Source organism: Rhizobium sp. Root482, assembly GCF_001426565.1.
Lineage (GTDB): Bacteria > Pseudomonadota > Alphaproteobacteria > Rhizobiales > Rhizobiaceae > Pararhizobium.
In genome coordinates, this window is record NZ_LMFA01000024.1 from 250,106 (window position 1) to 274,504 (window position 24,399).

Annotated in this window: 21 protein-coding genes; 6 read left to right on the forward strand and 15 right to left on the reverse strand. The window is 63.4% G+C overall.

The window, feature by feature from the left end:
- The first annotated feature begins 133 nt into the window (after window positions 1-133).
- Window positions 134-1,837 carry a 30S ribosomal protein S1 gene (rpsA, locus tag ASD31_RS21450; protein ID WP_056338879.1) on the forward strand — a complete coding sequence of 568 codons (1,704 nt, stop codon included), beginning with the start codon at window positions 134-136 and terminating at the stop codon, window positions 1,835-1,837.
- Window positions 1,838-1,915: 78 nt separating this feature from the next.
- On the opposite strand, the gene ASD31_RS21455 is transcribed toward rpsA, so the two are convergent.
- Window positions 1,916-3,787 (reverse strand): hypothetical protein, encoded by a 1,872-nt coding sequence (locus ASD31_RS21455; protein WP_056338881.1) that lies wholly within the window; start codon window positions 3,785-3,787, stop codon window positions 1,916-1,918.
- Between the two features lie 313 nt (window positions 3,788-4,100).
- Here ASD31_RS21455 and ASD31_RS21460 point away from each other — a divergent pair, with 313 nt between their 5' ends.
- Together ASD31_RS21460 and ASD31_RS21465 are read left to right on the forward strand one after the other, a co-directional pair.
- The gene (locus ASD31_RS21460) at window positions 4,101-5,483 is read left to right on the forward strand and encodes a nicotinate phosphoribosyltransferase (RefSeq protein ID WP_056338883.1); all 1,383 of its coding nucleotides are present in this window, start codon (window positions 4,101-4,103) and stop codon (window positions 5,481-5,483) included.
- Window positions 5,484-5,548: 65 nt separating this feature from the next.
- Window positions 5,549-5,884: a DUF6665 family protein gene (locus ASD31_RS21465; protein ID WP_056338884.1), complete on the forward strand. Its 336-nt coding sequence runs from the start codon at window positions 5,549-5,551 to the stop codon at window positions 5,882-5,884.
- A 9-nt stretch (window positions 5,885-5,893) separates the two neighbouring features.
- Here the strand turns inward: ASD31_RS21465 and ASD31_RS21470 are convergent, their stop codons facing one another.
- Both ASD31_RS21470 and ASD31_RS21475 read right to left on the reverse strand, forming a co-directional pair.
- Window positions 5,894-7,258, reverse strand: coding sequence for a hypothetical protein (locus tag ASD31_RS21470; protein ID WP_056338886.1), 1,365 nt, complete (start codon window positions 7,256-7,258; stop codon window positions 5,894-5,896).
- Window positions 7,259-7,363: 105 nt separating this feature from the next.
- Window positions 7,364-7,990 (reverse strand): ribonuclease D, encoded by a 627-nt coding sequence (locus ASD31_RS21475; RefSeq protein WP_056338888.1) that lies wholly within the window; start codon window positions 7,988-7,990, stop codon window positions 7,364-7,366.
- A 140-nt stretch (window positions 7,991-8,130) separates the two neighbouring features.
- Here ASD31_RS21475 and ASD31_RS21480 point away from each other — a divergent pair, with 140 nt between their 5' ends.
- Both ASD31_RS21480 and ASD31_RS21485 read left to right on the forward strand, forming a co-directional pair.
- Complete coding sequence (locus ASD31_RS21480; RefSeq protein ID WP_056338890.1) at window positions 8,131-8,442, forward strand: hypothetical protein; 312 nt, start codon at window positions 8,131-8,133, stop codon at window positions 8,440-8,442.
- A gap of 76 nt (window positions 8,443-8,518) precedes the next feature.
- Window positions 8,519-9,550, forward strand: coding sequence for a hydroxyacid dehydrogenase (locus ASD31_RS21485; protein ID WP_056338892.1), 1,032 nt, complete (start codon window positions 8,519-8,521; stop codon window positions 9,548-9,550).
- Window positions 9,551-9,617: 67 nt separating this feature from the next.
- On the opposite strand, the gene ASD31_RS21490 is transcribed toward ASD31_RS21485, so the two are convergent.
- The 7 genes from ASD31_RS21490 to ASD31_RS21520 all read right to left on the reverse strand — a co-directional run bounded on the left by ASD31_RS21490 (window position 9,618) and on the right by ASD31_RS21520 (window position 17,745).
- Window positions 9,618-9,827 (reverse strand): hypothetical protein, encoded by a 210-nt coding sequence (locus ASD31_RS21490; protein ID WP_056338895.1) that lies wholly within the window; start codon window positions 9,825-9,827, stop codon window positions 9,618-9,620.
- 132 nt (window positions 9,828-9,959) lie between these two features.
- Entirely contained in the window at window positions 9,960-10,148 is a 189-nt protein-coding gene (locus tag ASD31_RS21495; RefSeq protein ID WP_056338897.1) for a hypothetical protein, read from the reverse strand.
- Between the two features lie 157 nt (window positions 10,149-10,305).
- The gene (gene scpA / locus ASD31_RS21500; RefSeq protein WP_056338899.1) at window positions 10,306-12,444 is read right to left on the reverse strand and encodes a methylmalonyl-CoA mutase; all 2,139 of its coding nucleotides are present in this window, start codon (window positions 12,442-12,444) and stop codon (window positions 10,306-10,308) included.
- A 102-nt stretch (window positions 12,445-12,546) separates the two neighbouring features.
- Window positions 12,547-14,550, reverse strand: a complete 2,004-nt coding sequence (locus tag ASD31_RS21505; protein ID WP_056338901.1) for an acetyl/propionyl/methylcrotonyl-CoA carboxylase subunit alpha — start codon at window positions 14,548-14,550, stop codon at window positions 12,547-12,549.
- 179 nt (window positions 14,551-14,729) lie between these two features.
- Complete coding sequence (locus ASD31_RS21510; protein ID WP_056338903.1) at window positions 14,730-15,107, reverse strand: hypothetical protein; 378 nt, start codon at window positions 15,105-15,107, stop codon at window positions 14,730-14,732.
- Between the two features lie 10 nt (window positions 15,108-15,117).
- The gene (gene yghU, locus ASD31_RS21515) at window positions 15,118-16,029 is read right to left on the reverse strand and encodes a glutathione-dependent disulfide-bond oxidoreductase (RefSeq protein ID WP_056338905.1); all 912 of its coding nucleotides are present in this window, start codon (window positions 16,027-16,029) and stop codon (window positions 15,118-15,120) included.
- A 183-nt stretch (window positions 16,030-16,212) separates the two neighbouring features.
- The gene (locus ASD31_RS21520; protein WP_056338907.1) at window positions 16,213-17,745 is read right to left on the reverse strand and encodes an acyl-CoA carboxylase subunit beta; all 1,533 of its coding nucleotides are present in this window, start codon (window positions 17,743-17,745) and stop codon (window positions 16,213-16,215) included.
- A 164-nt stretch (window positions 17,746-17,909) separates the two neighbouring features.
- Here ASD31_RS21520 and ASD31_RS21525 point away from each other — a divergent pair, with 164 nt between their 5' ends.
- On the forward strand, window positions 17,910-18,527 hold the full coding sequence (locus ASD31_RS21525) for a flavodoxin family protein (protein ID WP_056338909.1): 618 nt from the start codon (window positions 17,910-17,912) through the stop codon (window positions 18,525-18,527).
- Window positions 18,528-18,546: 19 nt separating this feature from the next.
- Here ASD31_RS21525 and ASD31_RS21530 read toward each other — a convergent pair whose 3' ends face one another.
- Genes ASD31_RS21530 through ASD31_RS21550 form a run of 5 tightly spaced genes read right to left on the reverse strand, consistent with a single transcriptional unit; the run spans window position 18,547 to window position 24,254 of the window.
- Window positions 18,547-19,659 carry an ABC transporter permease gene (locus ASD31_RS21530; RefSeq protein ID WP_056338912.1) on the reverse strand — a complete coding sequence of 371 codons (1,113 nt, stop codon included), beginning with the start codon at window positions 19,657-19,659 and terminating at the stop codon, window positions 18,547-18,549.
- Window positions 19,659-20,792 carry an ABC transporter permease gene (locus ASD31_RS21535; protein WP_056338913.1) on the reverse strand — a complete coding sequence of 378 codons (1,134 nt, stop codon included), beginning with the start codon at window positions 20,790-20,792 and terminating at the stop codon, window positions 19,659-19,661. Before ASD31_RS21535 ends, ASD31_RS21530 begins: the two co-directional genes overlap by 1 nt.
- The gene (locus tag ASD31_RS21540) at window positions 20,789-22,552 is read right to left on the reverse strand and encodes an ATP-binding cassette domain-containing protein (RefSeq protein WP_056338915.1); all 1,764 of its coding nucleotides are present in this window, start codon (window positions 22,550-22,552) and stop codon (window positions 20,789-20,791) included. Before ASD31_RS21540 ends, ASD31_RS21535 begins: the two co-directional genes overlap by 4 nt.
- Entirely contained in the window at window positions 22,549-23,559 is a 1,011-nt protein-coding gene (hlyD, locus tag ASD31_RS21545; protein WP_056338917.1) for a secretion protein HlyD, read from the reverse strand. Before hlyD ends, ASD31_RS21540 begins: the two co-directional genes overlap by 4 nt.
- Window positions 23,556-24,254, reverse strand: coding sequence for a CerR family C-terminal domain-containing protein (locus ASD31_RS21550; protein ID WP_056338919.1), 699 nt, complete (start codon window positions 24,252-24,254; stop codon window positions 23,556-23,558). Before ASD31_RS21550 ends, hlyD begins: the two co-directional genes overlap by 4 nt.
- Between the last annotated feature and the right edge of the window lie 145 nt (window positions 24,255-24,399).

The window sequence follows — 24,399 nt, forward strand, 5'->3', positions numbered from 1 at the left end:
CCTGCGCAACGAAAGTTCGATCCACCATCCCCGCGCCGGATTTGCTCCTTCATGATTGGAGCGGATGGTTTTCGGACATGTCAACACCAACCCCCGGCGCCGTGTCCCCATGAGGGACGCATCAGGAGTATTCATGTCTGAAGCTAACCCCACCCGCGACGATTTTGCCGCGCTGCTGCAGGAATCCTTTGCCACGCAGGATCTTGCCGAAGGCTACGTCACCAAGGGTATCGTTACGGCCATCGAGAAGGACGTCGCCATCGTCGACGTCGGTCTGAAGGTCGAAGGCCGCATCGCTCTCAAGGAATTCGGCGCCAAGGCCAAGGACGGCACGCTGAAGGTCGGCGATGAAGTCGAAGTCTATGTCGAGCGCATCGAGAATGCGATGGGCGAAGCCGTTCTGTCGCGCGAGAAGGCTCGCCGCGAGGAAAGCTGGATCCGTCTCGAAGTCAAGTTCGAAGCCGGCGAACGCGTCGAAGGCGTCATCTTCAACCAGGTCAAGGGTGGTTTCACCGTCGATCTGGATGGTGCCGTTGCCTTCCTGCCGCGCTCCCAGGTCGACATCCGCCCGATCCGCGACGTTACGCCGCTGATGCACAACCCGCAGCCCTTTGAAATCCTCAAGATGGACAAGCGCCGTGGCAACATCGTCGTGTCGCGTCGTACGGTTCTTGAAGAGAGCCGTGCTGAACAGCGTTCGGAAATCGTCCAGAACCTCGAAGAAGGCCAGGTTGTCGACGGCGTCGTCAAGAACATCACCGATTACGGTGCGTTCGTTGACCTCGGCGGCATCGACGGCCTGCTGCACGTCACCGACATGGCATGGCGCCGCGTCAACCATCCGTCGGAAATCCTGAACATCGGCCAGTCGGTCAAGGTTCAGATCATCCGTATCAACCAGGAAACCCACCGCATCTCGCTCGGCATGAAGCAGCTCGAGTCGGATCCCTGGGATGGCATCGGTGCCAAGTACCCGGTCGGCAAGAAGATCTCCGGTACCGTCACCAACATCACCGACTACGGTGCATTCGTAGAGCTGGAGCCGGGCATCGAAGGCCTGATCCACATCTCCGAAATGTCCTGGACCAAGAAGAACGTACACCCCGGCAAGATCCTGTCCACGACGCAGGAAGTCGACGTGGTCGTTCTCGAAGTCGATCCGACCAAGCGCCGCATCTCGCTCGGCCTCAAGCAGACGCTCGAGAATCCGTGGCAGGCCTTCGCGCACAGCCATCCGGCTGGCACGGAAGTTGAAGGCGAAGTCAAGAACAAGACCGAATTCGGCCTGTTCATCGGCCTCGACGGCGACGTCGACGGCATGGTGCATCTCTCCGATCTCGACTGGAACCGTCCGGGCGAACAGGTCATCGAAGAGTTCAACAAGGGCGACGTCGTCAAGGCTGTCGTTCTGGATGTGGACGTCGAAAAGGAGCGCATCTCGCTCGGCATCAAGCAGCTCGGCAAGGATGCGGTCGGCGACGCCGCTGCTTCCGGCGACCTGCGCAAGAACGCCGTTGTCTCGTGCGAAGTGCTTGCCGTCAACGATGGTGGCATCGAAGTGAAGCTCGTCAACCACGACGACCTCACCTCGTTCATCCGTCGTGCCGATCTGTCGCGTGACCGCGACGAACAGCGTCCGGAGCGTTTCTCCGTTGGTCAGGTTGTAGACGCCCGCGTCACCAACTTCTCCAAGAAGGACCGCAAGGTCATGCTGTCGATCAAGGCGCTGGAAATCGCCGAAGAGAAGGAAGCCGTCGCACAGTTCGGTTCGTCCGACAGCGGCGCTTCGCTCGGCGACATCCTGGGTGCAGCCCTGAAGAACCGCGGCGGCGAATAAGCCTCCGCCTCTTGAATGAGAAAGCCCGCGGAAAGCGATTTCCGCGGGCTTTTTTGTGCGCATCGGCAGGGTGACCGGTCAGCCGATCTCGCCCATGCGGCGATAGAATCCGTAACCCGTATCGACATCGCCTCCATTTTCCGTCGCGTTTTCGTTGGCTTCGCCCGCAGCCTGTTCTTCTCCGGCCGGCTCCTCGCCATCGTCCTGGAACAGGCTCCCGTCCTCGCGTTTCTCTTCGTCTCCTGCAAGGTCCGGCCGATCCTCCGTATCGACTTCGGCTTTGCGCATATCCTCGGCTCTTGCCGGCAGATAGGGGATCATCGCAAAGGGGATCGCGTCCCTTGCAAGGCCCGTTTCCGGCCGGGCTGGCCGGGCGTCCTGTGCCGCGTCTTCGCCGGTTTGCGGACGCGTGAATGCCGGCCGGCCCGAGGGCTCTTCCTCCGGTGCGCCCATGGCTGCCCAGCCATCGGCTTCGAGGCCGACGAGCTCGGCCCGCCCACTGACGTAGGATGCCGGTCGCGGCTGCGGTGCGGTATCTTCAGCACTGTCCAACTGGGCAAACAGCGCATCGGCCTGCATGTCGGCGGTGTCGCCGGAAAACAGGGAAAACGGCGCCTCCTGCGCGCCATCGCTTGTGCCACCGGGGAGTGGTAGCGCCGATTCGATCAGGGTCTTCAGTGCCTGAACCAAAGTCTTTTCGGGACGGTTCGTCGGGGCCTCATCCGGCTCGGACTGCAATTGCCCGGCGGCAGTGCTGCCGTTCGTCTCGGTGTCCGGGCCGTGGCTTCGAATATCGGTGCTTTCTCCGATCGATCGGGATTGCTGCGGACGGGCGGGCGTGCCGGCCGCATCCGCGGCAGGATCGGCGTCGCTCGCCATGGCCCCTGCTGTCGCGCGCGGCGCCATATCCCTGGAGGCAGCCTGGTTTGCCGATAACGTGGCCTTCTGACCCTCTTCATTCCGAAGCGCCTGCCGATGCGGCTTCTCGTCCGGCATCTCCGCCTCCGGAGAGTCCGTCTGCTCCGGTTCGGCCGGCCGGTCGAGCCCCAGTTCCTGCTCCAGTTCCGCCTTCAATTGTCCATCCATCTCGCCGGCGATGGCGGCAACCAGGGCAAGGGCCTGCGGATCGGCGGCAAGAAAGGCGGCTGCCGCCCGCAGCAGCGGGATCGTTTCCAGGCTTGCCCTGCCAGCCAGGCCGATCTGAGCGGCAGCCGTGTCGGCGCCACGACGTGCGGTAGGCGCGTCTGCCGTCTGATCGCTCCGGCGTGCCGGTCTTGCGGCGGCACTCTCGCTCTCCTCCTGCGCGCCGGTCGATATCGGCGCCTCGTCGTCATTACCGAAGGCCTGCCGGAGTGCCGCCTGCAAACGACCCGCATCGGCGGGCATCGGCGCGCCACCCGGTATGGCCTGCTGCATCGGCAGAGTGGCCAGCCGGTTCGGCATGGCGGTCTGGCCCTGCGCGCTGGCGGGAGGAGGGGCGGATCTGCCATCCGTTCGGCCCGGAAACGGGGCGGGCGTCGAAGGACGGTCCGGAAACCGCGACGCGTCGATGGCGGCGGGATGTTTCAGGGCCTCCGCAAGGAGCCGCACCGAGAGCCCAAGATTGCGCTGCGCAAGCTGTTTTTCCAGTGCCGTCCGGGCCGCCGGCGTCAGGGTTTCGAGGAAGACGGCGAGCCTCTTCGAGAAATCGCGCAGGCTCTCCTGCGGCAGCGGCGGGAATTTCAAAAGCTTCGCCAGCGTGTCCAGAAGCCGGATCAGCGCTTCCTTGGGCATCGGCTCGCTGCCGACGAAATGGCGGTTCAGCGTTTCGAGGATCTTGAGCACCGCCTGCGACTGGCTTCCCGAAATCCGGACCGGGCCCGCCGGCATGCGCTCATTCAACCGGGCCGTCTCGGCCGCTACCGGCATCGCGGCGGTGGCCGTCCTGACGGTGAGAAGAGGCATCAGCATCGCAATCTCCGTCGGTTCGGGTTGGATCAAGGGCGCCGCATGGCAACGGGACAGGCGCCAGCGCAGGCAGATGGATCGAAGAGAAGGGCGCGTCATGCGCATGCCCGACGGCGTTCACGGCCTGGCCAGACTGCGGCGGGCTTCGAGGCCTTCGACAGGCCGAGCATTGATCATGGATCATAGGCGGGAAAGGTTGACGGAATATTAACCATGTTGGATGCGCCGCCCCGCTCAGTCCGCTTGCCCCGTTTCGAGCGCTCGCGTACATCTTTCCTCATGGCGATACGGCCTGCAACTGCCTGCGGGGAGCGCGATGAACCTGACCAACCTGATCCTCAACACCGACAGCTACAAGTTCAGCCACTACCTGCAATATCCGCCGGAAACCCGGGCGATTTCCGCCTATATCGAGACGCGCGGTCGTGAGGATCAGGCCGATGTCGTGTTTTTCGGGCTGCAGATGTTCCTCAAGGACTATCTTGGCAGGCCGGTGACGCGGGCCGATGTCGATGAGGCCGAGGCGGTGGTCCTTGCCCATGGGCTGCCCTTCAACCGGGCCGGCTGGATGCGCATCGTCGAGCGTTTCGGCGGCTTGCTGCCGCTTGAAATCCAGGCCCTGCCGGAAGGCACGCTTCTGCGCCGCGGCGTACCGATGGTGCAGGTGGTCAATACCGATCCCGGCAGTTTCTGGCTGACCTCCTATATCGAGACGGCGCTTTTGCGCGCCGTCTGGTATCCGTCCTCCGTGGCCAGTAATGCCCGCAAGATCAAGCAGATCATCCGCCCGATGCTTGAGAAGACCGCAGACGATCCGGCCGCCGTCCTGCCCTTCCGGCTGCATGATTTCGGCGCGCGCGGGGTCGGCGCGCAGGAGCAGGCGGCGATAGGCGGTGCCGCCCATCTCGTCCATTTCATGGGAACGGACACGATGGCCGGCCTCCTCCATGCACGGCGCTATTACGGTGCCGAAATGGCCGGCTTTTCCATCCCGGCCTCCGAACATTCGACCATGACGGCCTGGGGGATAGAGCGGGAGGCAGAGGCCTATTCCAACATGATCGACCGCTTTGCCGGTGGTGGCCTATTTGCCGTCGTCTCCGACAGCTACGACATCGACCATGCCGTCTCGGAAATCTGGGGCGAGCAATTGCGTGAAAAACTGAGAGCCAGCGGCGGCACGGTGGTGATCCGCCCCGATAGCGGCGATCCGATCGAAACGCCGATCCATGTCATCCGCCAGCTCGACTATCATTTCGGCTCGACGCTGAATGGCAAGGGCTACAAGGTGCTCGATCCGTGCGTCCGCGTCATCCAGGGCGACGGGGTTTCCAGCGCCGATATCGGCCAGATTCTCGGGCGGCTGGAGGCATTCGGCTTTTCAGCCGAGAACATCGCCTTCGGCATGGGTGGTGGCCTGCTGCAGAAGGTCAATCGCGACAGCTATTCCTTCGCGATGAAGACCAATGCCCTTCAGGACGACAAGGGCCAGTGGCATGATGTCTTCAAGCGTCCGGCCACCATGAATGTCAAGGCGTCGAAGGCCGGCCGCCAGGCCGTCGTCGAAGGCCCAGGCGGCCTCGAAGCGATCCGCCTCGATGAACTCAAGGACCGCCGCAACCATCTGGAGACCGTCTGGAAGGATGGCGTTCTCCTGAAGGACTGGGGTTTCGCCGAAATCCGCGCCCGGGCGTTTTAGATCTAACTCTTGCCCTCGTGCCTGCCGCATCCCATCTTTGCCTCGTCCAGATCGTGGAGCAGCAGATGACGGTTCGTCCGCCCCAGTCCCTCGCACCGGGCTCTTCCCGGGATACCGGCCTCAACCTCCTCGAATATGAGTTGATGTCGGAGCGTGCCGATGCGCTTGGGCGACACGGTTTGAAGGTGGAAAAGGCAATCGCCGCTCTTCAGGCGCTCGATGATGGAGCCGCGACGTCTGACCATCGAGAGCGGTTGCTCGACGAAGCCGCCGATGTGGTCTGGGCCTTCTTCATTCAGCGTGAAATCTGCGGCCTTCGGTCAAACAGCGATGCGGTCCGCCGTTACTGCATCCCCGGGGAAGTCATCGCACGGCTGGGGATCGTTAGGCCCAAGGCCTGATTAGCCTGATCAGGCTCCGAGCCTTGCTTCCTCGGTCTGACGTTTCAAAATATCGTAAATCCCGTTTTCGTCGATACTGACGGAGAGGATTCCGCCTGCCGCAGAATCGCCGCCCACGGGTGCCATCGCATCGCCTGGGCCGGCGCGGGCCAGAAGCACCGTCATGTCGGCCTCGTCCTTGGCTTCTTCGGAGGCATCCGTCGTACCGGTCTCGGTATCGATCGCTTCGATCCGCGCAGCACCGGCCACGGCGGCGGCGCTTTCCACCTTTTCCTCGATCTCGGCCATCTCCGCGCCGGCCGCCAGCGTCAGCAGCAGGTCGGCGGCGGTCACGGTTTCAACGCTGGGCTCACCCTCGGCAGGTGTGGAGTCTGTGCCGGATGGGGCGTCGCGGATCGCCTCGTTGACGTCAGCGATCGTTTCCTGGACCTGTTTGACGTCTTCGAGTTTCTCCCCGGCTTCGAGCTTGCGGATGTCTTCCTCGCGCTCCTTGCGTGTCTCCTCGTTCTCGACGCGGGTCGGATCCGGCTGATGGGTCCGCTCGAGCTTCAGTTCCTCGACCGATTTCGGGTTGGCGACTTCCTCCAGCCGCTGGATCGCGATCTTCGCGTCCTCCGCCGACAGGCCTTTGGCACGCTCGGCGTCGTCAAGGGCTTCCTGGATGATCTTCGCCTGCTCGCCCGACGGATTCCTGATCGCATCGACCATCTGGGCCGTTGTTATGCCGAGGGCCTTGAGACCGGTCTTCTCCTCAAGCTGCGAGATGCTTTCCGGCATCGACTTACGCACGTCCGCCATCGCCTCGCCGATACGTTTGCTGTAGAGCTTGTCGCTCTCGTTCTCGTTCTGCGAAAGCCCGTAGCGCGTGACGAAGCGGGCGGCCATCTCCGCCATCGCGGTGGGCTTTTCGGCCGTGCCGTCCAGCACCGCGTCGAGATCGTCGATCGTCACCCGGAACCGCGCCAGCGTGATTTCCTGCGCGCCTCCCGGAATCGGCGAAGAGATGGGAAGGTTCGCCTCTTCCTTGCCGATCATCGCCACCAGCGTGAGCGCGTCTTCGACGCGGGTGCCCAGATCTGTGTTGAGTTCACCCTCGTCGGGCGTCACGCGCAGAATGTTCAGGAAGCGCGAGATCAGTTCCGCCATGGCATTGTCGTCGCTCTTCAGCGCGCCGAAGAAATGCGCATTAACCTTTTCGTTCAGGGCCGCATGGCTCTTGCTCGCCGATACCCTCGCCTTGAGGATATCGTCCTGCTTGGTTTCCTTGCGCGCCTTCTTCTCGTCCTCGACGCGCTTTTCCTCCGCCTGGTCGATCATCGACTGCATGAGCGTGGTGGAAACGGTTCCGGCGGCGGACTGGAGAGGAGTGATCATGGCGCCCTACGTGGTTGCAATGGGGGATACCATGGCACACTAACCCGCGAGCATTAATGCCTGATTAACCTGTTTCGGGGAGCGGCCGCCGGCGTCCGGAACCCGTCAGCTATGGGCGAAGATGTCGGTTTCTTCCCAGCCGATCAGGTCGAGCTTGGAGCGCGTCGGCAGGAAGGCAAAGCACGCATCGGCAAGCTCGGCCCGACCGTCGCGGAGAAGGCGGGCGGTCAGCTTGTCGCGCAGCGCGTGCAGGTGCAGCACGTCGGAGGCGGCATATTCCAGCTGCGCCGGCGACAGCGTTTCGGCCGCCCAGTCGGAGGATTGCTGCTGCTTGGAAATATCGACCTCCAGCAATTCCTTCAGATTGTCCTTCAGCCCGTGGCGGTCCGTATAGGTCCGGGTCAGCCGCGAGGCGATCTTGGTGCAGAACACCGGCGTCGTCGTCACGCCGAAGGCATTGAACAGCACGGCGATGTCGAAACGGCCGAAATGAAAGATCTTCTGCCGGGTCGGATCTTCGAGCATGGCGACGAGATTGGGCGCCTGCATCTGCCCCTTGGCGATCTGGATCACGTCGGCCGTCCCGTCGCCGGGCGAAAGCTGGACGACGCAGAGCCGGTCGCGGCGGGGGATGAGGCCGAGCGTCTCGGTGTCGATGGCGATCGCGCCCCTGTAGCGGGCGGCGTCTTCCGCCGAGATATCGCCCTGGTGAAACCGTATTGTATTTGCCATGGAAATCCCCACATCAGCCGGACCGGCGTTGCGCTCGGTTCAAGTCATCGGGCTATAGCGCAACTTCACCGGAAGCGATACCGTCTCAAAAGCGCAAGGGCGGGGATGCCCAAACCGCCAACTGAAAAAGCGATACCCCAATGAAAGCGCTTCGCACCGCCATTCCGGCCCTCTTCCTGTCCGTCGCCTGCCTGTCGGCGGGGATGCCGGCCGCAGCCGAGCCGTTCCGGCAGCCGGTGCAGGCCTTTATGGACCTGCCCGGCGTGAAATCGCAGGAAGAGATCGACCGGGAGAATGTCGTCCGGTGCAAGCAGGTCGTGGTGCGCCGCGATCCCGGCATGAATTCAGGCTATGCCACCACCAATTTCTGCCGGCGTGGTTCCGGCCCCATCTTCCAGTCCGGCCGGTTGCCGCCATCAACGATCCGGCAGTTGCGCGGTTTCAACTACTGATCGCCGGCATTCTTGCAAATCACGGCATCCCCGATACAAGGAAGCACCGGCCCATGCCGGTCCAGGAGGGGATGTCATGACGGAATTGCAGCGGCCTCTGGTCATCTCGGCGCCCGCGCCGCGCACGCTCGACCTGATCTTCACGCGAGAGGCACGGCAACAGCTCGCGGCGAAATACCGGATCGTCGAGGCCGAGCCGGACGGGTTCGCCGCGCTTGGCGACGCCGTGCTGGGCGAGGCGCGTTACATCATCGGCCAGCCGCCGCTTGACGCGGAAACACTTGCGCGCATGTCGCAATTGCGCTGCGTCCTCAATGTCGAGAGCAACCTGATCGACAACATGCCCTATGAGGTGCTGTTTGCGCGCGGCATTCATGTCGTGACCACCGGCCAGGTCTTTGCCGAGCCGGTTGCCGAACTGGGAGTTGCCATGGCGCTCAACCTCGCCCGCGGCATCGTCGATGCCGATCTCGCCTTCCGTGAAGGCCGCGAACTCTGGGGCGGCGAAGGCAATGGCACGGCTCGATTGCTCACCGGCGCCGATGTCGGCATTATCGGTTTCGGCGATCTCGGCCGGGCGCTGAACCGGGTTCTCTCCGGCTTTCGCACGCAGACGAAAGTGTTCGACCCCTGGATGCCTGCCTCGATGCTCAACGACCACGGTGTCCGTCCGTCGAGCCTTGAAGAGGTGCTGACGCAAAGCGATTTCATCTTCGTGGTGGCGGCGGTGACCAGCGAAAACCGCGGCTTCCTCGGCGCGGACGCCTTTGCCAGCATGCGAAAAGGGGCCGCCTTCATCCTGCTCAGCCGTGCCGACGTGGTGGATTTCGAGGCGCTCACGGCGGTGGTCGAGAGCGGCCATATCCTTGCGGCGAGCGACGTCTTCCCGCAGGAGCCGCTGCCGGCCGATCATCCGGTGCGCGGCCTCAAGGGCTTCCTGCGCTCCGCCCACCGGGCCGGAGCGCTCGACAGTGCCTTCAAGAAGATGGGTGACATGGTGCTGGAGGACATGGACCTGATGGACCGCGGACTGCCGCCGATGCGCTGCAAGCGGGCCGAGCGCGAAACCGTGTCGCGCATGCGTTCCAGGCCGGTGACGGTGAACTGAGCCGGCGGCGCCGGCGCCTGGAATGACGAATGCTGCCCAAGAGCCGGTAGATCGACCCTCGTGTCTCTCAGTCGTCGCCGTTGACGCGGCGCATCGCCTCGAGGATTGAATCCTTGGTTTCGTGCCCGGTCTTGTAGAGCCCCAGCATCACGGTGGCGGCATCGCGGCCATCGTCGCTGTCGAGCGCGGTCCGGTTCTGCGCGCACCATTCCGCGAGCGCGCCGTAGACCACTTCGATTTCCCCCTGGTTCAAGGCCATGTCCGACAAAAACGACATTGCTTCACCCTATCGTTCGAAACGCAACATGCTGAATGAAGCGGCAGTCTAGAGCCGTTCAGCCGGTTGGCAATTCCCAGATTTAGGGGGGACGGGCGGGTCCTTCCGCGTCGCCCGGGTTGCAAGCCCGTGCTATTCCGGCCTGGCGGCAGAGGCCTCCATGAGCGAGGCGGCAATGGCGGTGGCAAGCAGCTTGCCTTTGGCGCGAATGGCGCCGCTGTCGAAATCCCGCGCCGAAAGGGCGAGATCCATGCCCTCGCGCATCAGAATTTGTTGTGCTCTGTAGACAGCCCAGTTTTCGACGTCGTCGCGCTTGCGCATTGCGCTTTCCCCCATGGCTAAACCATTTAGCATCGCCGCCCGTCTTCGCCTCACCAGGCACAAGGGACGAATCACCCGGGCACGATATCAGAATGCGGCAATTCTAATATTTGGAAACCACAACTTTTCCACGATGATTTATTGGGGCTCCCGTATTTCACGTGTTGCGCAGCCTGCCCTCCAGAAGATCGAGAACTGCCCGTCCTGCCTCCATGACATTGGTGCCCGGGCCGAAGACGGCGGCGACGCCTCTGTCCATCAGATACTGGTAATCCTGGCGTGGCACGACGCCGCCGCAGACCACGATGACATCGCCGCCGCCCTTTGCCTTGAGGCTGTCAACCAGTTGCGGCAGGAGCGTCTTGTGGCCGGCGGCAAGCGAAGAGACGCCGATCACATGCGCTTCCGCCGCCAGTACCATGTCGGCGGCCTCCTCCGGCGTCTGGAACAGGGGGCCGGCCAGGACCTCGAAGCCGATATCGCCGAAGGCGGACGCAATGATCTTGGCGCCCCGGTCATGGCCGTCCTGGCCAAGCTTGGCAACCATGATCTTCGGCTTGCACCCGATTGAACGGGAGACATCGGCAAGCCGGGCTGCAAGCGTCGCCAGTTCCGGCTCGTCCCTGTAGGCATCGCCATAAATGTTGCTGACCACGTCGGGGACGGCGGTGTGATCGCCGAAGACCTTTCGCAGCGCATCGGAAATCTCGCCGACCGTGGCCCGAGCCCGCGCAGCCTCGACGGCGGCGCCGAGAATATTGCCTTCTCCCGTACGGGCGACCGCCTGGAGCGCGTCAAGGGCCCTTGCGACCTCGGCGCTGTCGCGCCGGCGGCGGGTCTCCTCGATGCGGCGGATCTGGGCGGAACGCACGGCGGCATTGTCGATGTCGAGAATGTCGAGATCGTCCTCGGTCTCGAGTCGGTACCGGTTGACGCCGACGATCACCTCTTCGCCCTTGTCGACGGCCGCCTGGCGGCGGGTCGCGGCCTCCTCGATCAGGCGCTTGGGCAGCCCCTCGGCCACGGCCTTCGTCATGCCGCCGAGCGCCTCCACCTCTTCCATCAGCGCCCAAGCCTTTTCGGCAAGCTCACTCGTCAGGCTCTCGACATAATAGGAGCCGGCCAGCGGATCGACGACTTTCGTCACGCCGGTCTCGTGCTGGAGAATGAGCTGGGTGTTGCGGGCGATGCGCGCGGAAAATTCCGTCGGCAGCGCGATCGCTTCGTCGAAGGAATTGGTGTGCAGCGACTGGGTACCGCCGAGCACGGCCGACATGGCTTCGAAGGCGGTGCGGACGATATTGTTGTAGGGGTCCTGTTCCTGGAGCGAGACACCGGAGGTCTGGCAATGGGTGCGCAGCATCAGCGAGGATTGCTTCTTCGGCGCAAAACCTTCCATGATCCGCGTCCAGAGCAGCCGGGCGGCCCTGAGCTTGGCCGCTTCCATGAAGAAATTCATGCCGATGGCGAAGAAGAACGACAGGCGGCCAGCAAATTCATCGACGCTCAAACCCTTGGCGATCGCCGCGCGGACATATTCGCGGCCATCGGCGAGCGTGAAGGCCAGTTCCTGAACCAGCGTCGCGCCGGCCTCCTGCATGTGATAGCCGGAGATCGAGATCGAATTGAATTTCGGCATTTCGCGCGCCGTATAGTCGATGATGTCGGCGACGATCCGCATCGATGGCTCGGGCGGATAGATATAAGTGTTGCGGACCATGAACTCCTTGAGGATGTCGTTCTGGATGGTGCCCGACAGCTCGGCCCGAGACACGCCCTGTTCCTCGCCGGCGACGATGAAGGAGGCAAGGATCGGGATGACCGCGCCATTCATGGTCATCGACACGGAAATCTTTTCGAGCGGGATGCCGTCGAACAGGATCTTCATGTCCTCGACCGAATCGATCGCCACGCCGGCCTTGCCCACATCTCCCTCGACGCGGGGGTGGTCGCTGTCATAACCGCGATGGGTGGCAAGATCGAAGGCAACGGAAACACCCTGCTGACCGCTCGCAAGTGCCTTGCGATAGAAGGCATTCGAGGCTTCGGCGGTGGAGAAGCCCGCATATTGGCGGATCGTCCAGGGCCGGCCGGCATACATGGTGGCGCGCGGGCCCCGGGTGAAGGGCGCAAGGCCCGGCATCGAGCCGAGATGATCGACGGTCTCAAGATCGGCCTCGGTATAGAGCGGCTTGACCGCAATCCCCTCCGGCGTCTGCCAGGTGAGCGCGTCGGGCGAGCGCTTCAGTTCCTTTTCGGCAAGGGCCTGCCAGTCGATCAGGGTTTTATCGGACATCGGAATGTCTCCCTTTGTTTGAGGTCGTACGGCTGGCTCAGTCCGATCTCCCTCTTGAGGGGGATGTCACGGACACCGGCACTTTAGTGTGGCGAGCAGTTCCTACTCGAACTCCATGATCAATTCGTCCACCGCCAGGCTCGACCCGGCTAGGACGGCCACGCGCTTGACGGTGCCGCGGCGTTCGGCGCGCAGGATGTTTTCCATCTTCATCGCCTCGACGGTGGCGAGCGCCTGGCCGGCTTCGACGGCCTCTCCTTCGGTCACCGTGATCGTCGTGACGACGCCCGGCATCGGGCAGAGCAGCATCTTCGACGTGTCGGGCGGCAGCTTCTTCGACATCAGCCGGGCAAGCTCGGCCACGCGCGGACTGCGGACATGGGCGGTGACATCCATGCCGCGCCAGCGCAGGCGGATGCCGGTGCCGACCAGATCGATCTTGACGCCCATGGCGGTGCCGTCGACATTGAAACGTGCATGGCTGCGGCCGGGCGTCCAGTCGCCGGCGACGGTGAGGCGGATGCCGCCGTCCATCTCGACATAGGCGCCATCGGCGGAATTATCCAGCGACAATGCCTGTTCCCGGCCGGCAAAGCTGACGACCCAGTCCTTGCCGATGACGCGGCGATGATTGCCGATCGTGCCGGAAATCTGCGCCGCCCGGCTTTGCAGCGCCTGATGAACGAGTGCTGCGACGGCGGCCAGTTTCCGGCCCGAGGCTGGATCCGGTTCAACTCCGTGGAAGCCGTCCGGGAATTCCTCGGCGATGAAGGCGGTGGTGAGCCGACCCTCGCGGAAACGATCGTGCTGCATGACCGCCGACAGGAAGGGCAAATTATGGCCGATGCCCTCGACCTCGAAATCGTCGAGCGCCGCACTCATCGCATCGATGGCCGTCAATCTGTCGGGTGCCCATGTGCAGAGCTTGGCGACCATCGGATCGTAATACATCGAGATCTCGCCGCCCTCGAAGACGCCGGTATCGTTGCGCGCCACGGTGCCATCGGCCTGGGTTCCTTCCTGCGGCGGGCGATAGCGCGAAAGACGCCCGATCGAGGGCAGGAAATTGCGATAGGGATCCTCGGCATAGAGCCGGCTTTCGATCGCCCAGCCATTCAGGCGGATATCGTCCTGGCCGAAAGAGAGTTTTTCCCCGGCGGCGACACGGATCATCTGCTCGACGAGATCGATTCCGGTGATCAGTTCGGTCACCGGATGCTCGACCTGCAGGCGGGTGTTCATTTCGAGGAAGTAGAAATTTCTGTTGCCATCGACGATGAATTCGACGGTGCCGGCCGAATGATAACCGACCGCCTTCGACAGGGCGACGGCCTGTTCGCCCATGGCGCGGCGGGTTTTTTCGTCGAGGAAGGGCGAGGGTGCCTCCTCGATGACCTTCTGGTTTCGCCGCTGGATCGAGCATTCGCGCTCGCCGAGATAGAGCACCGTGCCGTAGCTGTCGCCGAGCACCTGGATTTCGATATGGCGTGGCTGGGTTACGAATTTCTCGATGAAGATGCGATCGTCACCGAAGGAATTTTTCGCCTCGTTCTTCGAGGACTGGAAACCCTCGCGCGCCTCGGCATCGTTCCAGGCGATGCGCATGCCCTTGCCGCCGCCGCCGGCCGAGGCCTTGATCATCACCGGATAACCGATCTCGCCGGCGATCTTCACCGCCTCGTCGGCATCCGCGATCAGTCCCATATGGCCGGGCACGGTGGAAACGCCGGCTTCCGCCGCCAGTTTCTTCGACGTGATCTTGTCGCCCATCGCCTCGATGGCGCCAACCGGCGGGCCGATGAAGGCGACGCCTTCCTTTTCCAGCGCCTGCGCAAAGACCGCATTTTCCGAGAGGAAGCCATAGCCCGGATGCACCGCATCGGCGTCGGTCTTGCGGATCGCATCGAGAATGCGATCGATGACGATATAGGACTGGTTCGATGGCGCCGGCCCGATATGCACCGCCTCGTCGGCCATTTTCACATGCAGCGCATCGGCATCGGCATCGGAATAGACGGCGACGGTAGCGATGCCCATCTTCCTGGCCGTCCTGATGACCCGGCAGGCGATTTCGCCGCGATTGGCGATGAGGATTTTTTTGATCATGCTGTCCCTAGCCCGTCTTTCTTCTTGTTTCGTCATCCTCGGGCTTGACCCGAGGATCCATGCCAAAACCTCGAATGGCGTGTGCTTCCCTGGATCCTCGGGTCAAGCCCGAGGATGACGGAGTTTGAAGCCAATCACGACGGCAACCACTGCTGATTGGATGCACGATCAACACGGTCTCACACCTCGAACACGTCTTCAAATGCGTCCGGAAAGCTCTTGCGCGCCACCCGTTCGTCGATCCGCAGCAAGGCCTCATACGATGCGGCATCGAACGGTTCTTCGGCGGGCACGACTTCGCGGCCGAAGAGGAGATTGAGCCTGCCGGCGTCGAGATTGCCGCGTTCGAACGGTTCGGCCCCGAAATGGTGCCAGAGCGCATGCAGGAAGGCGGCGTCTACCTTCTGCTCGATCGAATTGGGCCGGGCGAGGCGTTGCAGCGCCTTCAGCGGCGTCACGGCCTTCTCGTTTGCACGCCGGATGGTGAAATGATGGCCGTGGCCCGGCAAACCGGAGGGAAAGCCGCGATGCTTGGTCATGTCGGGCCGCTTGGCCATTATCGTCTCCTTACGCCTTGGCTGCGTTGTCCGGCGCAAGCTTGTCCTGCGTCTTCGTGTCGAAGTCGGAGGCGTCGTGGCGCTCATGCAGCTGCTCGGAGGGATCGCCGGAGACGCGGTTGACCATGCGGCCGCGCTTGACGGCCGGGCGCTCGGCGATCTCGGCGGTCCAGCGCTGGACATGCCGGTAGCTCTGAACGTCGAGGAAGGTGCCGGATTCGCCGTATTGCTTGCCTTGCGCCAAGTTTCCGTACCAGGGCCAGATGGCCATGTCGGCGATCGAATAGTCTGTTCCCGCCATGTAGCGGTTGTCGGCCAGATGCCGGTCGAGCACGTCGAGCTGGCGCTTCACCTCCATCGAAAAGCGGTCGATCGCATATTGGATATGCATCGGCGCATAGGCATAGAAATGGCCGAACCCGCCTCCGAGATAGGGCGCTGATCCCATTTGCCAGAACAGCCAGTTCATGGTTTCGGTGCGTGCTTTGTGATCACTAGGCAGGAAGGCGCCGAACTTGCTGGCGAGATAAAGCAGGATCGCGCCCGATTCGAAAACGCGGGTCGGCTGCGGTGTCGAGCGGTCCATCAGGGCCGGGATCTTCGAGTTCGGATTGACATCGACGAAACCGGAGCCGAACTGGTCGCCATCGCCGATCCTGATCAGCCAGGCGTCGTATTCGGCACCGGTGTGCCCCGCCGCCAGCAGTTCCTCCAGCATGATCGTCACCTTGACGCCGTTCGGCGTCGCCAGCGAATAGAGCTGCAGCGGATGTTTGCCGACCGGCAGGTCCTTGTCATGCGTCGGCCCGGCGATCGGCCGGTTGATATTGGCGAATTCTCCGCCATTCGCCTTGTCCCAAGTCCAGACCTTGGGGACTACATAGCCGGCGGGAAAATTATCGGCGGGGGATTTTTCGGTCATGAGCGGGATCCTTGATAGTGGCGGCGCATGCGGGAAGGGCAGCATGGCCTGGTGGTCTGAATTCTCTCCGTCATCCTCGGGCCTGACCCGAGGATCCATGCCCGGAGCACGAAGGAGTTTGGTGCGGCAGATCCTCGGGTCAAGCCCGAGGATGACGGCTGTGGTTTGCGACGTATGTAATCCTCACAAAGGAATCGTGTCGTGTTTCTTCCAGTGGGTGGTGACCTGCTTGCCCCGAAGCGAAGCAAATGCCCGGGCAATCCGTCGCCGCGACGAATGCGGCATGATCACTTCGTCGATGAAGCCGCGTTCGGCGGCGACGAAGGGATTGGCGAAGCGTTCCTCGTATTCCTTCGTCCGCGCCGCGATCTTTTCCGGGTCGCTGAGTTCCGAGCGGTAGAGGATTTCGGTCGCCCCCTTGGCGCCCATCACGGCGATCTCTGCGGTCGGCCAGGCATAATTGACGTCGGCGCCGATATGCTTGGACGCCATGACGTCATAGGCGCCGCCATAGGCCTTGCGGGTGATGAGCGTGACCATCGGCACGGTCGCCTCGCTATAGGCAAACAGGAGCTTGGCGCCGTGCTTGATGACGCCGCCATATTCCTGCGCGACGCCGGGCAGGAAGCCGGGCACGTCGACCAGCGTCAGGATGGGAATGGAGAAGGCATCGCAGAAGCGCACGAAGCGGGCCGCCTTGCGCGATGAGTCGATGTCGAGGCAGCCGGCCAGCACCATCGGCTGGTTGGCGACGACACCGACGCTCTGGCCTTCGATGCGGATGAAGCCGGTGATGATGTTCTTCGCGAAAGCCTGCTGCAGTTCGAAGAAATCGCCTTCGTCGGCGATGGCCAGGATCAGTTCCTTCATGTCGTAGGGCTTGGTCGAGGAATCCGGGATCAGCGTGTCGAGCCGGTTCTCGATGCGGGCAGGGTCGTCGTGGAAGGGGCGGACCGGCGGCTTCTCGCGGTTGTTGAGCGGCAGGAAATCGAACAGCAGGCGGACCTGCTCCAGCGTCTCGATGTCGTTTTCATAGGCCGCATCGGCGACCGAGGATTTCTTCGTATGGGTGCCGGCCCCGCCGAGTTCCTCGGCCGTGACGATCTCGTTGGTGACGGTTTTCACCACATCCGGACCGGTGACGAACATGTAGGAGGTGTCGCGCACCATGAAGATGAAATCGGTCATGGCCGGCGAATAGACGGCGCCGCCGGCGCAGGGGCCCATGATGACGGAAATCTGCGGGATGACGCCCGAGGCCTCGGCATTGCGGCGGAACACTTCGGCATAGCCGGCAAGCGACGCGACGCCTTCCTGGATGCGGGCGCCGCCACTGTCGTTGAGGCCGATCACCGGCGCGCCGTTGCGCACGGCCATGTCCATGATCTTGCAGATTTTCTGCGCATGTGTTTCCGAGAGTGATCCGCCGAGCACGGTGAAATCCTGGGAGAAGACGTAAACCTGGCGGCCGTTGATGGTGCCCCAGCCGGTGACGACGCCGTCGCCGGCCACCTTCTGCCCAGCCATGCCGAAATCCACGGCGCGGTGGGTCACATACATATCGTATTCTTCAAACGAGCCTTCATCGAGCAGCACCTCGATGCGCTCGCGCGCCGTCAGCTTGCCCTTGGCGTGCTGTGCATCGATGCGCTTCTGCCCGCCGCCTGCCCTTGCCTCGGCGCGCCGCGCCTCCACGGTTTCGATGATGTTGCGCATGCCACCTCCGGTCGTCTTCCTCTCCTGCTTAGCCCCAAAATGGCTTGAAGGAAATCGCCGATCGCGTCGGCGGCGCTTCCTTAGACAAAAGGCGAAGGCATTTTTCGTGCATCTTTTCCGGGGTTGCAAACGTTTCATCCGAGAACAAGCCGGGAGAAACCGCGATGCCCCTGAAAGCCCTCGCCCTCAACGCAACCCTCAAATCCTCATCCTCAACGGAAAAATCATCCACCGCCCATATGCTCGATCTGATCGCCAGGGAGTTTGAAAAGTTCGATGTGATCACGACGACCGTGCGGCTCGCCGATCACAATATCAAGCCCGGCGTGACCTCCGACGAAGGCGAGGGGGATGAATGGCCGGAGATCCGCAGAAAAATCCTCGCTGCCGATATTCTCGTCATGGGCACGCCCATCTGGATGGGACAGCCGGGCAGTATCTGCAAGCGGGCACTGGAGCGGATGGATGCGTTTCTCAGCGAGAAGGACGATGCCGGCCGGATGGTCTCCTATGGCAGGGTCGCGGCCGTCGCTGTCGTCGGCAACGAGGACGGCGCGCATCATGTCTCGGCGGAACTCTATCAGGCGCTGAACGATGTCGGTTTCACCCTCCCGGCCAATGCCGTCGCCTATTGGGTGGGAGAGGCAATGGGTTCGGTCAATTTCGTCGATCTGAAGGAGGTGCCGGATGTCGTTACGAACACGATCTCGATGCTGACGCGCAACACCGCCCATCTGGCCGGTCTCCTGAAATCATCGCAATATCCCGGTGAAGAGAAATAGCCTCCTGAACGGCCTGAAACTATTCCAGCCGCCGGCGGAATAGCCAGGCGGCGGCCGAGAGCGTCGCAATGGCGATCAAGAGGAGCGGCACCGTCTGGGCGATTACCTCGGCAAGGCTGATATCCTTGAGGAAGACGCCCTTCACGACGACGAGGAAATAGCGCAGCGGATTGACGAGCGTCACCGGCTGCAGCCAGCCGGGCATGTTCTCGATCGGCGTCGCGAAGCCGGAAAGCAGCATGGCCGGCACCATGAACAGGAAGGCGCCGAGGATTGCTTGCTGCTGCGTCATCGACAGGGCCGAGATGAACAGGCCGATGCCGACGACCGAGGCGAGGTAGAACAGCGAACTGCCGTAAAGCAAAAGAAGCGAGCCGCGCAGCGGAAGCCCGAACAGGAAGACCGCCGCCAGGATATAGACGGTGATGTGAAACAGGCCGATCATCATCGGCGGCACCAGCTTTCCCACCAGGATTTCGTGGACGCGCAGAGGCGAGACCATCAGCTGGTCGAAGGTGCCGAGCTCGCGTTCGCGGGCGATCGACAGCGCCGTGACGATGAGCCCGATCAGCAGCGCGATGCTGGCGATGAGATTGGGCACCATGAACCACTGATAGGTGAGGTTCGGGTTGAACCAGTTGCGGGCGACGGTCGAAACGGTGCGCGCCGCGGCGCGTTTTCCGGCCGGCGTCTCGGCAGCCAGCGCCGCAGTGATCTGGCTGAGATAGCCGGAGACGATCTGGGCGGCATTGGAGCGGCGCCCGTCGAGGATGAGCTGCAGGTCGGCCGGTGCTCCCGCCTCGATGGCGCGGGAGAAATCCGCGCCGATCACGACGGCCGCAATGACCTCCTGGCGATCGATCGCGGCGCGCATCCGGGCGGGGTCGGCGGTGAATTCGACGCTGCGGAAGGTCGGCGATGCCTCGATGCGTTCGATCAGTTCCTCGCTCCAATGGCCGGCATCGCGGTTGAGGATCATCACATCGACATTGCGCACTTCGAGCGTCGCCGCATAGGAAAAGATGAGAAGCTGCAGGATCGGCGGGCCGATCAGGATGGCGCGGCCCTTGGGGTCGCGCAGCACGGCCAGGAACTCCTTGACGATCAGCGCGCGAAGCCGCGTCCACCACATCAGCCGATCCTCTTCCTGGTATTGCGGGCGGCGGCGGCGAAGAAAACCGCGCCGATTAAAAGCATGATGGCGATCGACTGCAGGAACATCGGCCAAATGTCGCCGGCGAGGAAGACCGTCTGCAGGCTCGGGATCAGGTAGCGGGCCGGCACGAGATAGGTGATCCACTGGATGGCAGTGGGCATGGAATCGATCTCGAACAGGAAGCCCGACAGGAGGAAGGCGGGCAGGAAGGCCGAGATCAGCGCCAGCTGCGAGGCGAGGAACTGGTTCCTTGTCGCCGCCGAAATAAGTAGGCCCTGGCCGAGCGCGGGCACGAGGAAGGCGGCCGAGAGAGCATAGAGCGCCAACACCGAGCCGCGAAAGGGCACGCCGAACAGGAGCACCGCAAGCAGCACGCAGAGCGTCATTGCCGCGAGGCCGAGGACAAAATAGGGAAAGATCTTGCCGACCAGAAGCTCGATCGCCGTTACCGGCGTCGCCATCATCGCCTCCATTGTGCCGCGCTCCCATTCGCGCGCCACGACCAGCGAGGTCAGCAGCGTTCCCACCAGGGTCATGACGATGGCGATCGAGCCGGGCACGAGGAAATAGCGGCTGGTCAGCTCCGGATTGAACCAGAATCGCTGCTCGACGGAAATGGATGGCAGGGCGGACGCGACCAGTGCCTGACGCTGCCGCTCCCAGTTGGCGACGGTGCCGCGCGCATAATTCTGCACGAAGCTGGCCGTGTTGGGCTCCGAGCCATCGACGATGACCTGGATGCGCGGTTGATGGCCGGCGGCAAAATCGGCGGTGAAATTGGCGGGGATGACCAGGATGCCGCGAATATCGCCATTGACCAGATCTTCCTCGAAATCGCGGCGATCGCGGCTGGACGTGACCGAAAAATAACGCGAGGCCTGGAAGCTTGCGGCAAGATTTTCCGTGAGCGGCGTCGTTTCCTCCAGCACCAGCCCGACACGGGTGCGGGTGGTATCGAGCGAGACGCCATAGCCGAACAGGAACAGAAGGATGAGCGGCAGCACGAAGGCGATCAGCACCGTGCTCGGATCGCGGATCGCCTGCAAGCTTTCCTTGCGCACGAGGGCGAGGAAGCGTCTGGTCCTGCCGGATGTGCGGGAGCCGCTCATGCCGCGTCCTTCGCTTGCCCTTCGGACCGCTCTACCAGCGCGATGAAGGCGTCCTCCATGGTCGGGTCCGGCATATCGGCGCTTGCGACCTCGGCCTTCAGCTCATCGGGCGAGCCGAGCGCAATCGAGCGGCCGCGATAGATCAGCGAGATCCGGTCGCAATATTCCGCTTCCTCCATGAAATGGGTGGTGACGAGCACGGTGACGCCCTTTTCCACCAGTGCATTGATATGCGTCCAGAATTCACGCCGGGTGATCGGATCGACGCCCGAGGTTGGCTCGTCGAGAAACAGCGCCTGCGGCTCGTGCATGACGGCGCAGGCGAGCGCCAGGCGCTGCTTGAGGCCGAGCGGCAGGTCCTTGGAGGACTGCCCGGCATGGCGGCCGAAATCGAAGATGTCGCTGACCAGCGTCATGCGCTCGCGCTTCTTCTCGCCGGAAAGCCCGTAGACGCCGGCGAAGAAATCGAGATTCTGGGCGATGCTGAGATCGCCATAGAGCGAAAATTTCTGCGCCATGTAGCCGAGCCTGTTGCGCGCGGAGGCGGCATCGCGGCGCAGATCGAAGCCGGCGACCCGGCCCTCGCCGGCGGTCGGCTTCAACAGGCCGCAAAGCATCTTGAAGGTGGTGGACTTTCCCGCGCCATTGGGGCCGAGCAGGCCGAAAATCTCGCCGCGGCGGATATCGAAACTGATGTTTTCGGCGGCGGTGAAATCGCCGAAGCGCTTGGTCAGCCCGCGCGCCTCGATCACCGGCCGTTCGTCTTCGCCCTTCTCGTCGCCCTTGTCCTTGCCGGTAAACGGCGCCTGTGCCTCGGCAAGCCTGGAGCGCCCGCCCGGCCCGCCGCCGAGCATGTCGATGAACGCATCTTCGAAACGCGGCGTGGCGGGAACGGCGCTTGCGCCTTCACCCGCCTGCGCCAGCGCGGGCCGGGTGTCGTTTCCGGTGACGATGCGGATCGCCTCGCCCTGGATCACCCCGTCGATGATGCCGTCCTCGTCGAGCAGCCTCGCCAGCACCTGCCGCTTGCGGCCCCTGATGCCTGAAACGCGGAACACGCGGTTTTCGACGCGGGCGGTCATCTCCGCCGGCTTGCCGGAAAAGAGCAGCTTGCCCCCATTGAGGAGCAAGACCTTGTCGCAGGCCTCCGCCTCGTCCAGATAGGCCGTGGACCAGAGGACGCCGATGCCTTCCTCGGTGAGGTTCTCGACCATCTTCCACAATTCGCGCCGCGAGATCGGATCAACGCCGACGCCCGGCTCGTCGAGCAGCAGCAGGCACGGCTTCTTGAGGAGCGCGCAGGCAAGCCCGAGCTTCTGCTTCATGCCACCCGACAATTTGCCCGCCAGCCGGCCGGTGAAGCGCTTGAGATCGGTAAAGGCAAGCAGTTCCTCGAACACATCGGGCCGTTCGCCCTGCGGCAGGCCGCGCAGATCGGCATAGAGGTCGAGATTCTCCTGAACCGAAAGGTCCTCATAGAGGCCGAAGCGTTGCGGCATGTAGCCGATCGAGGCCTGGATGCCCGCCGGGTTTTTGGCGCTGTCGAAGCCGAGCACTTCGAGCGCGCCGTCATCGGGCAGCATGAGGCCGGTCATCAGCCGGATCAGCGTCGTCTTGCCGGCGCCGTCCGGCCCGACGAGCCCGGTGATTTCGCCACCGAAAAGAGACCCGGAAACAGCATCCAGCGCCAAGGTATGCTCGAAGCGCTTGGTGACGCCCGACAGCCGGACCAGTTCGCGCCCTTTCGCCTCATTGGTCATCGCGGTTCGGCCGATAGTGACGGAAAGCGCACGGTGACCGGCATGCCCTGGCGCAGATCCTTGCCCGGCTTGTCGATGACCACGCGCAGCCGATAGACGAGGTCGGTGCGAAGCTCGGGCGTCTCCACGGATTTCGGGGTGAATTCGGCGACCGGCGAAATGAAGCCGACCGTGCCTTCGCTGGGCGCGTCCGGTCTCGTATCGGAGGTCACCAGCGCCTTCATGCCGGGATGGATGCGGCCGAGATCGGGCTCGGCGATATAGGTGCGGACCCAGACCGGCTCGGTGAGCGACAGGACGAGCACGCTATCGGCCGGCGAGACGATGGCGCCCTTTTCACGCACCCGCGACAGGACGATGCCGTTGTTGGGCGCGCGAAGCTCGGTATCCTCCAGCGCGGTGCGGGCCGAGGCGAGTGCCGCCTCCGCCGCCTGCAGCTGTGCTTCAGCCACGGCGATATCCTCCTTGCGGCTGCCCTCCTCGATCAGCTTCAGGGCTTCATGGGCAGCTTCTGACCGCGCGGCGGCCATGGCGCGGGCGGCCATGGCCTGGTCGAAGGCCGCCTGCGAAATCGTGCCCTGCGGGCGAAGCTGCCGGGCGCGGGTGAGGGCAAGCTCGGCATTTTCGAGGTCGGCGAGGCTGGCATTGTAGCTGGCGCGCGTCTGGGCGATCTCGGTCGGCCGCGGGCCGGCCTTGAGCTTGTCGAGTGCGGCGCGGCGGCCCGCCACGTCGGCCTCTGCGGAACGAACCGCATATTGGTAGGGCCGGGCATCCAGCCGCGCCAGCACCGCGCCGCTTTTGACGCTGTCACCCTCATCGACAAGCATGTCCGATATCCGGCCCTCGACGCGAAAGCCGAGCGACACCTGGCGGATATCGACATTGCCGTAGAGCCGGAACTCTGTCTCCTCGCCCGTCTGCCAGCCTAACCTCTGCGGCAGGTCGAACCACCAGGCGGCCGCGCCGGCTGCGACAAGCAGAAGGAGGACGGGGATGATCTTCTTCATGCCGCAGGTCCTTTTGTGGGTTCGAGCGCCGCGACCAGATCGGCGGCGAGGTCGTGCAGGGTCTCCAACTGTCGTGGGCCGACCGTCTCCCATTCCATCTGGGCAAGGATGGCGGCATGGGCGACGCGGAAGACGAGGATGCCGCCGACGAAGGAAAGCGCACGCAGCCGCACAGGCTCGCTGGCCGGGTCGGCTTCGAGAATGGCGGCGACCAGCCGGCGGACGATACCGATCATCGGCGCCATGATGCCCTGATAAATCCGCTCGAAGGCCTCCGTCGGCTCCATCTGTTCCCGGATGATGAAGCGTGCCCAGGCTTCGGACTGTTTGCTGACGAAGAGCGTGATCATCGTCCGGGCGATCCCGGTCAGGAGCAATCGGGCCTCCGTCGATGCCAGGCTTTCGCCGGCCGCATCGAGTGCCGCAAGCCGCGCGCCCATCTGCCGGCGCATCTCGCCGACATGGGCCTCGATCAGCGACACAAGATGATCGGCCGTGGCGATATAGAGCCCGTCCTTGCCGCCGAAATAATAGGGAATGGCCTGTAGATTGACGCCCGCAGCGTCGGCGAGCTGGCGGGTGGAGGTGCCGTCGAAGCCGTAACGGCCGAAGATGTCGAGCGAGGCGGCAAGCAATTTCTCCTTGCGGGAGGGGTCGCTGCGCGGCGTGGTGCTGGTGGGTTCATCCTTGATCATGCAGCAAGGATATACCGACTACAAATTAAGTCAATCGAATGAATTTAAGCGGCGCTGTGAGCGGGCGCAGTCAAAAGAAAACCGCGCCTGCCGGAGGGGCGGGCGCGGTTCTTGATCCGCGGTGGAGCGCGGCGCGTCTGCGGCC

Coding starts and splice junctions, on each gene's coding strand:
- rpsA (WP_056338879.1), top strand. CDS start 134: ATGTCTGAAGCTAACCCCACCCGCGACGATTTTGCCGCGCTGCTGCAG.
- ASD31_RS21455 (WP_056338881.1), bottom strand. CDS start 3,787: ATGCTGATGCCTCTTCTCACCGTCAGGACGGCCACCGCCGCGATGCCG.
- ASD31_RS21460 (WP_056338883.1), top strand. CDS start 4,101: ATGAACCTGACCAACCTGATCCTCAACACCGACAGCTACAAGTTCAGC.
- ASD31_RS21465 (WP_056338884.1), top strand. CDS start 5,549: ATGACGGTTCGTCCGCCCCAGTCCCTCGCACCGGGCTCTTCCCGGGAT.
- ASD31_RS21470 (WP_056338886.1), bottom strand. CDS start 7,258: ATGATCACTCCTCTCCAGTCCGCCGCCGGAACCGTTTCCACCACGCTC.
- ASD31_RS21475 (WP_056338888.1), bottom strand. CDS start 7,990: ATGGCAAATACAATACGGTTTCACCAGGGCGATATCTCGGCGGAAGAC.
- ASD31_RS21480 (WP_056338890.1), top strand. CDS start 8,131: ATGAAAGCGCTTCGCACCGCCATTCCGGCCCTCTTCCTGTCCGTCGCC.
- ASD31_RS21485 (WP_056338892.1), top strand. CDS start 8,519: ATGACGGAATTGCAGCGGCCTCTGGTCATCTCGGCGCCCGCGCCGCGC.
- ASD31_RS21490 (WP_056338895.1), bottom strand. CDS start 9,827: ATGTCGTTTTTGTCGGACATGGCCTTGAACCAGGGGGAAATCGAAGTG.
- ASD31_RS21495 (WP_056338897.1), bottom strand. CDS start 10,148: ATGCGCAAGCGCGACGACGTCGAAAACTGGGCTGTCTACAGAGCACAA.
- scpA (WP_056338899.1), bottom strand. CDS start 12,444: ATGTCCGATAAAACCCTGATCGACTGGCAGGCCCTTGCCGAAAAGGAA.
- ASD31_RS21505 (WP_056338901.1), bottom strand. CDS start 14,550: ATGATCAAAAAAATCCTCATCGCCAATCGCGGCGAAATCGCCTGCCGG.
- ASD31_RS21510 (WP_056338903.1), bottom strand. CDS start 15,107: ATGGCCAAGCGGCCCGACATGACCAAGCATCGCGGCTTTCCCTCCGGT.
- yghU (WP_056338905.1), bottom strand. CDS start 16,029: ATGACCGAAAAATCCCCCGCCGATAATTTTCCCGCCGGCTATGTAGTC.
- ASD31_RS21520 (WP_056338907.1), bottom strand. CDS start 17,745: ATGCGCAACATCATCGAAACCGTGGAGGCGCGGCGCGCCGAGGCAAGG.
- ASD31_RS21525 (WP_056338909.1), top strand. CDS start 17,910: ATGCCCCTGAAAGCCCTCGCCCTCAACGCAACCCTCAAATCCTCATCC.
- ASD31_RS21530 (WP_056338912.1), bottom strand. CDS start 19,659: ATGTGGTGGACGCGGCTTCGCGCGCTGATCGTCAAGGAGTTCCTGGCC.
- ASD31_RS21535 (WP_056338913.1), bottom strand. CDS start 20,792: ATGAGCGGCTCCCGCACATCCGGCAGGACCAGACGCTTCCTCGCCCTC.
- ASD31_RS21540 (WP_056338915.1), bottom strand. CDS start 22,552: ATGACCAATGAGGCGAAAGGGCGCGAACTGGTCCGGCTGTCGGGCGTC.
- hlyD (WP_056338917.1), bottom strand. CDS start 23,559: ATGAAGAAGATCATCCCCGTCCTCCTTCTGCTTGTCGCAGCCGGCGCG.
- ASD31_RS21550 (WP_056338919.1), bottom strand. CDS start 24,254: ATGATCAAGGATGAACCCACCAGCACCACGCCGCGCAGCGACCCCTCC.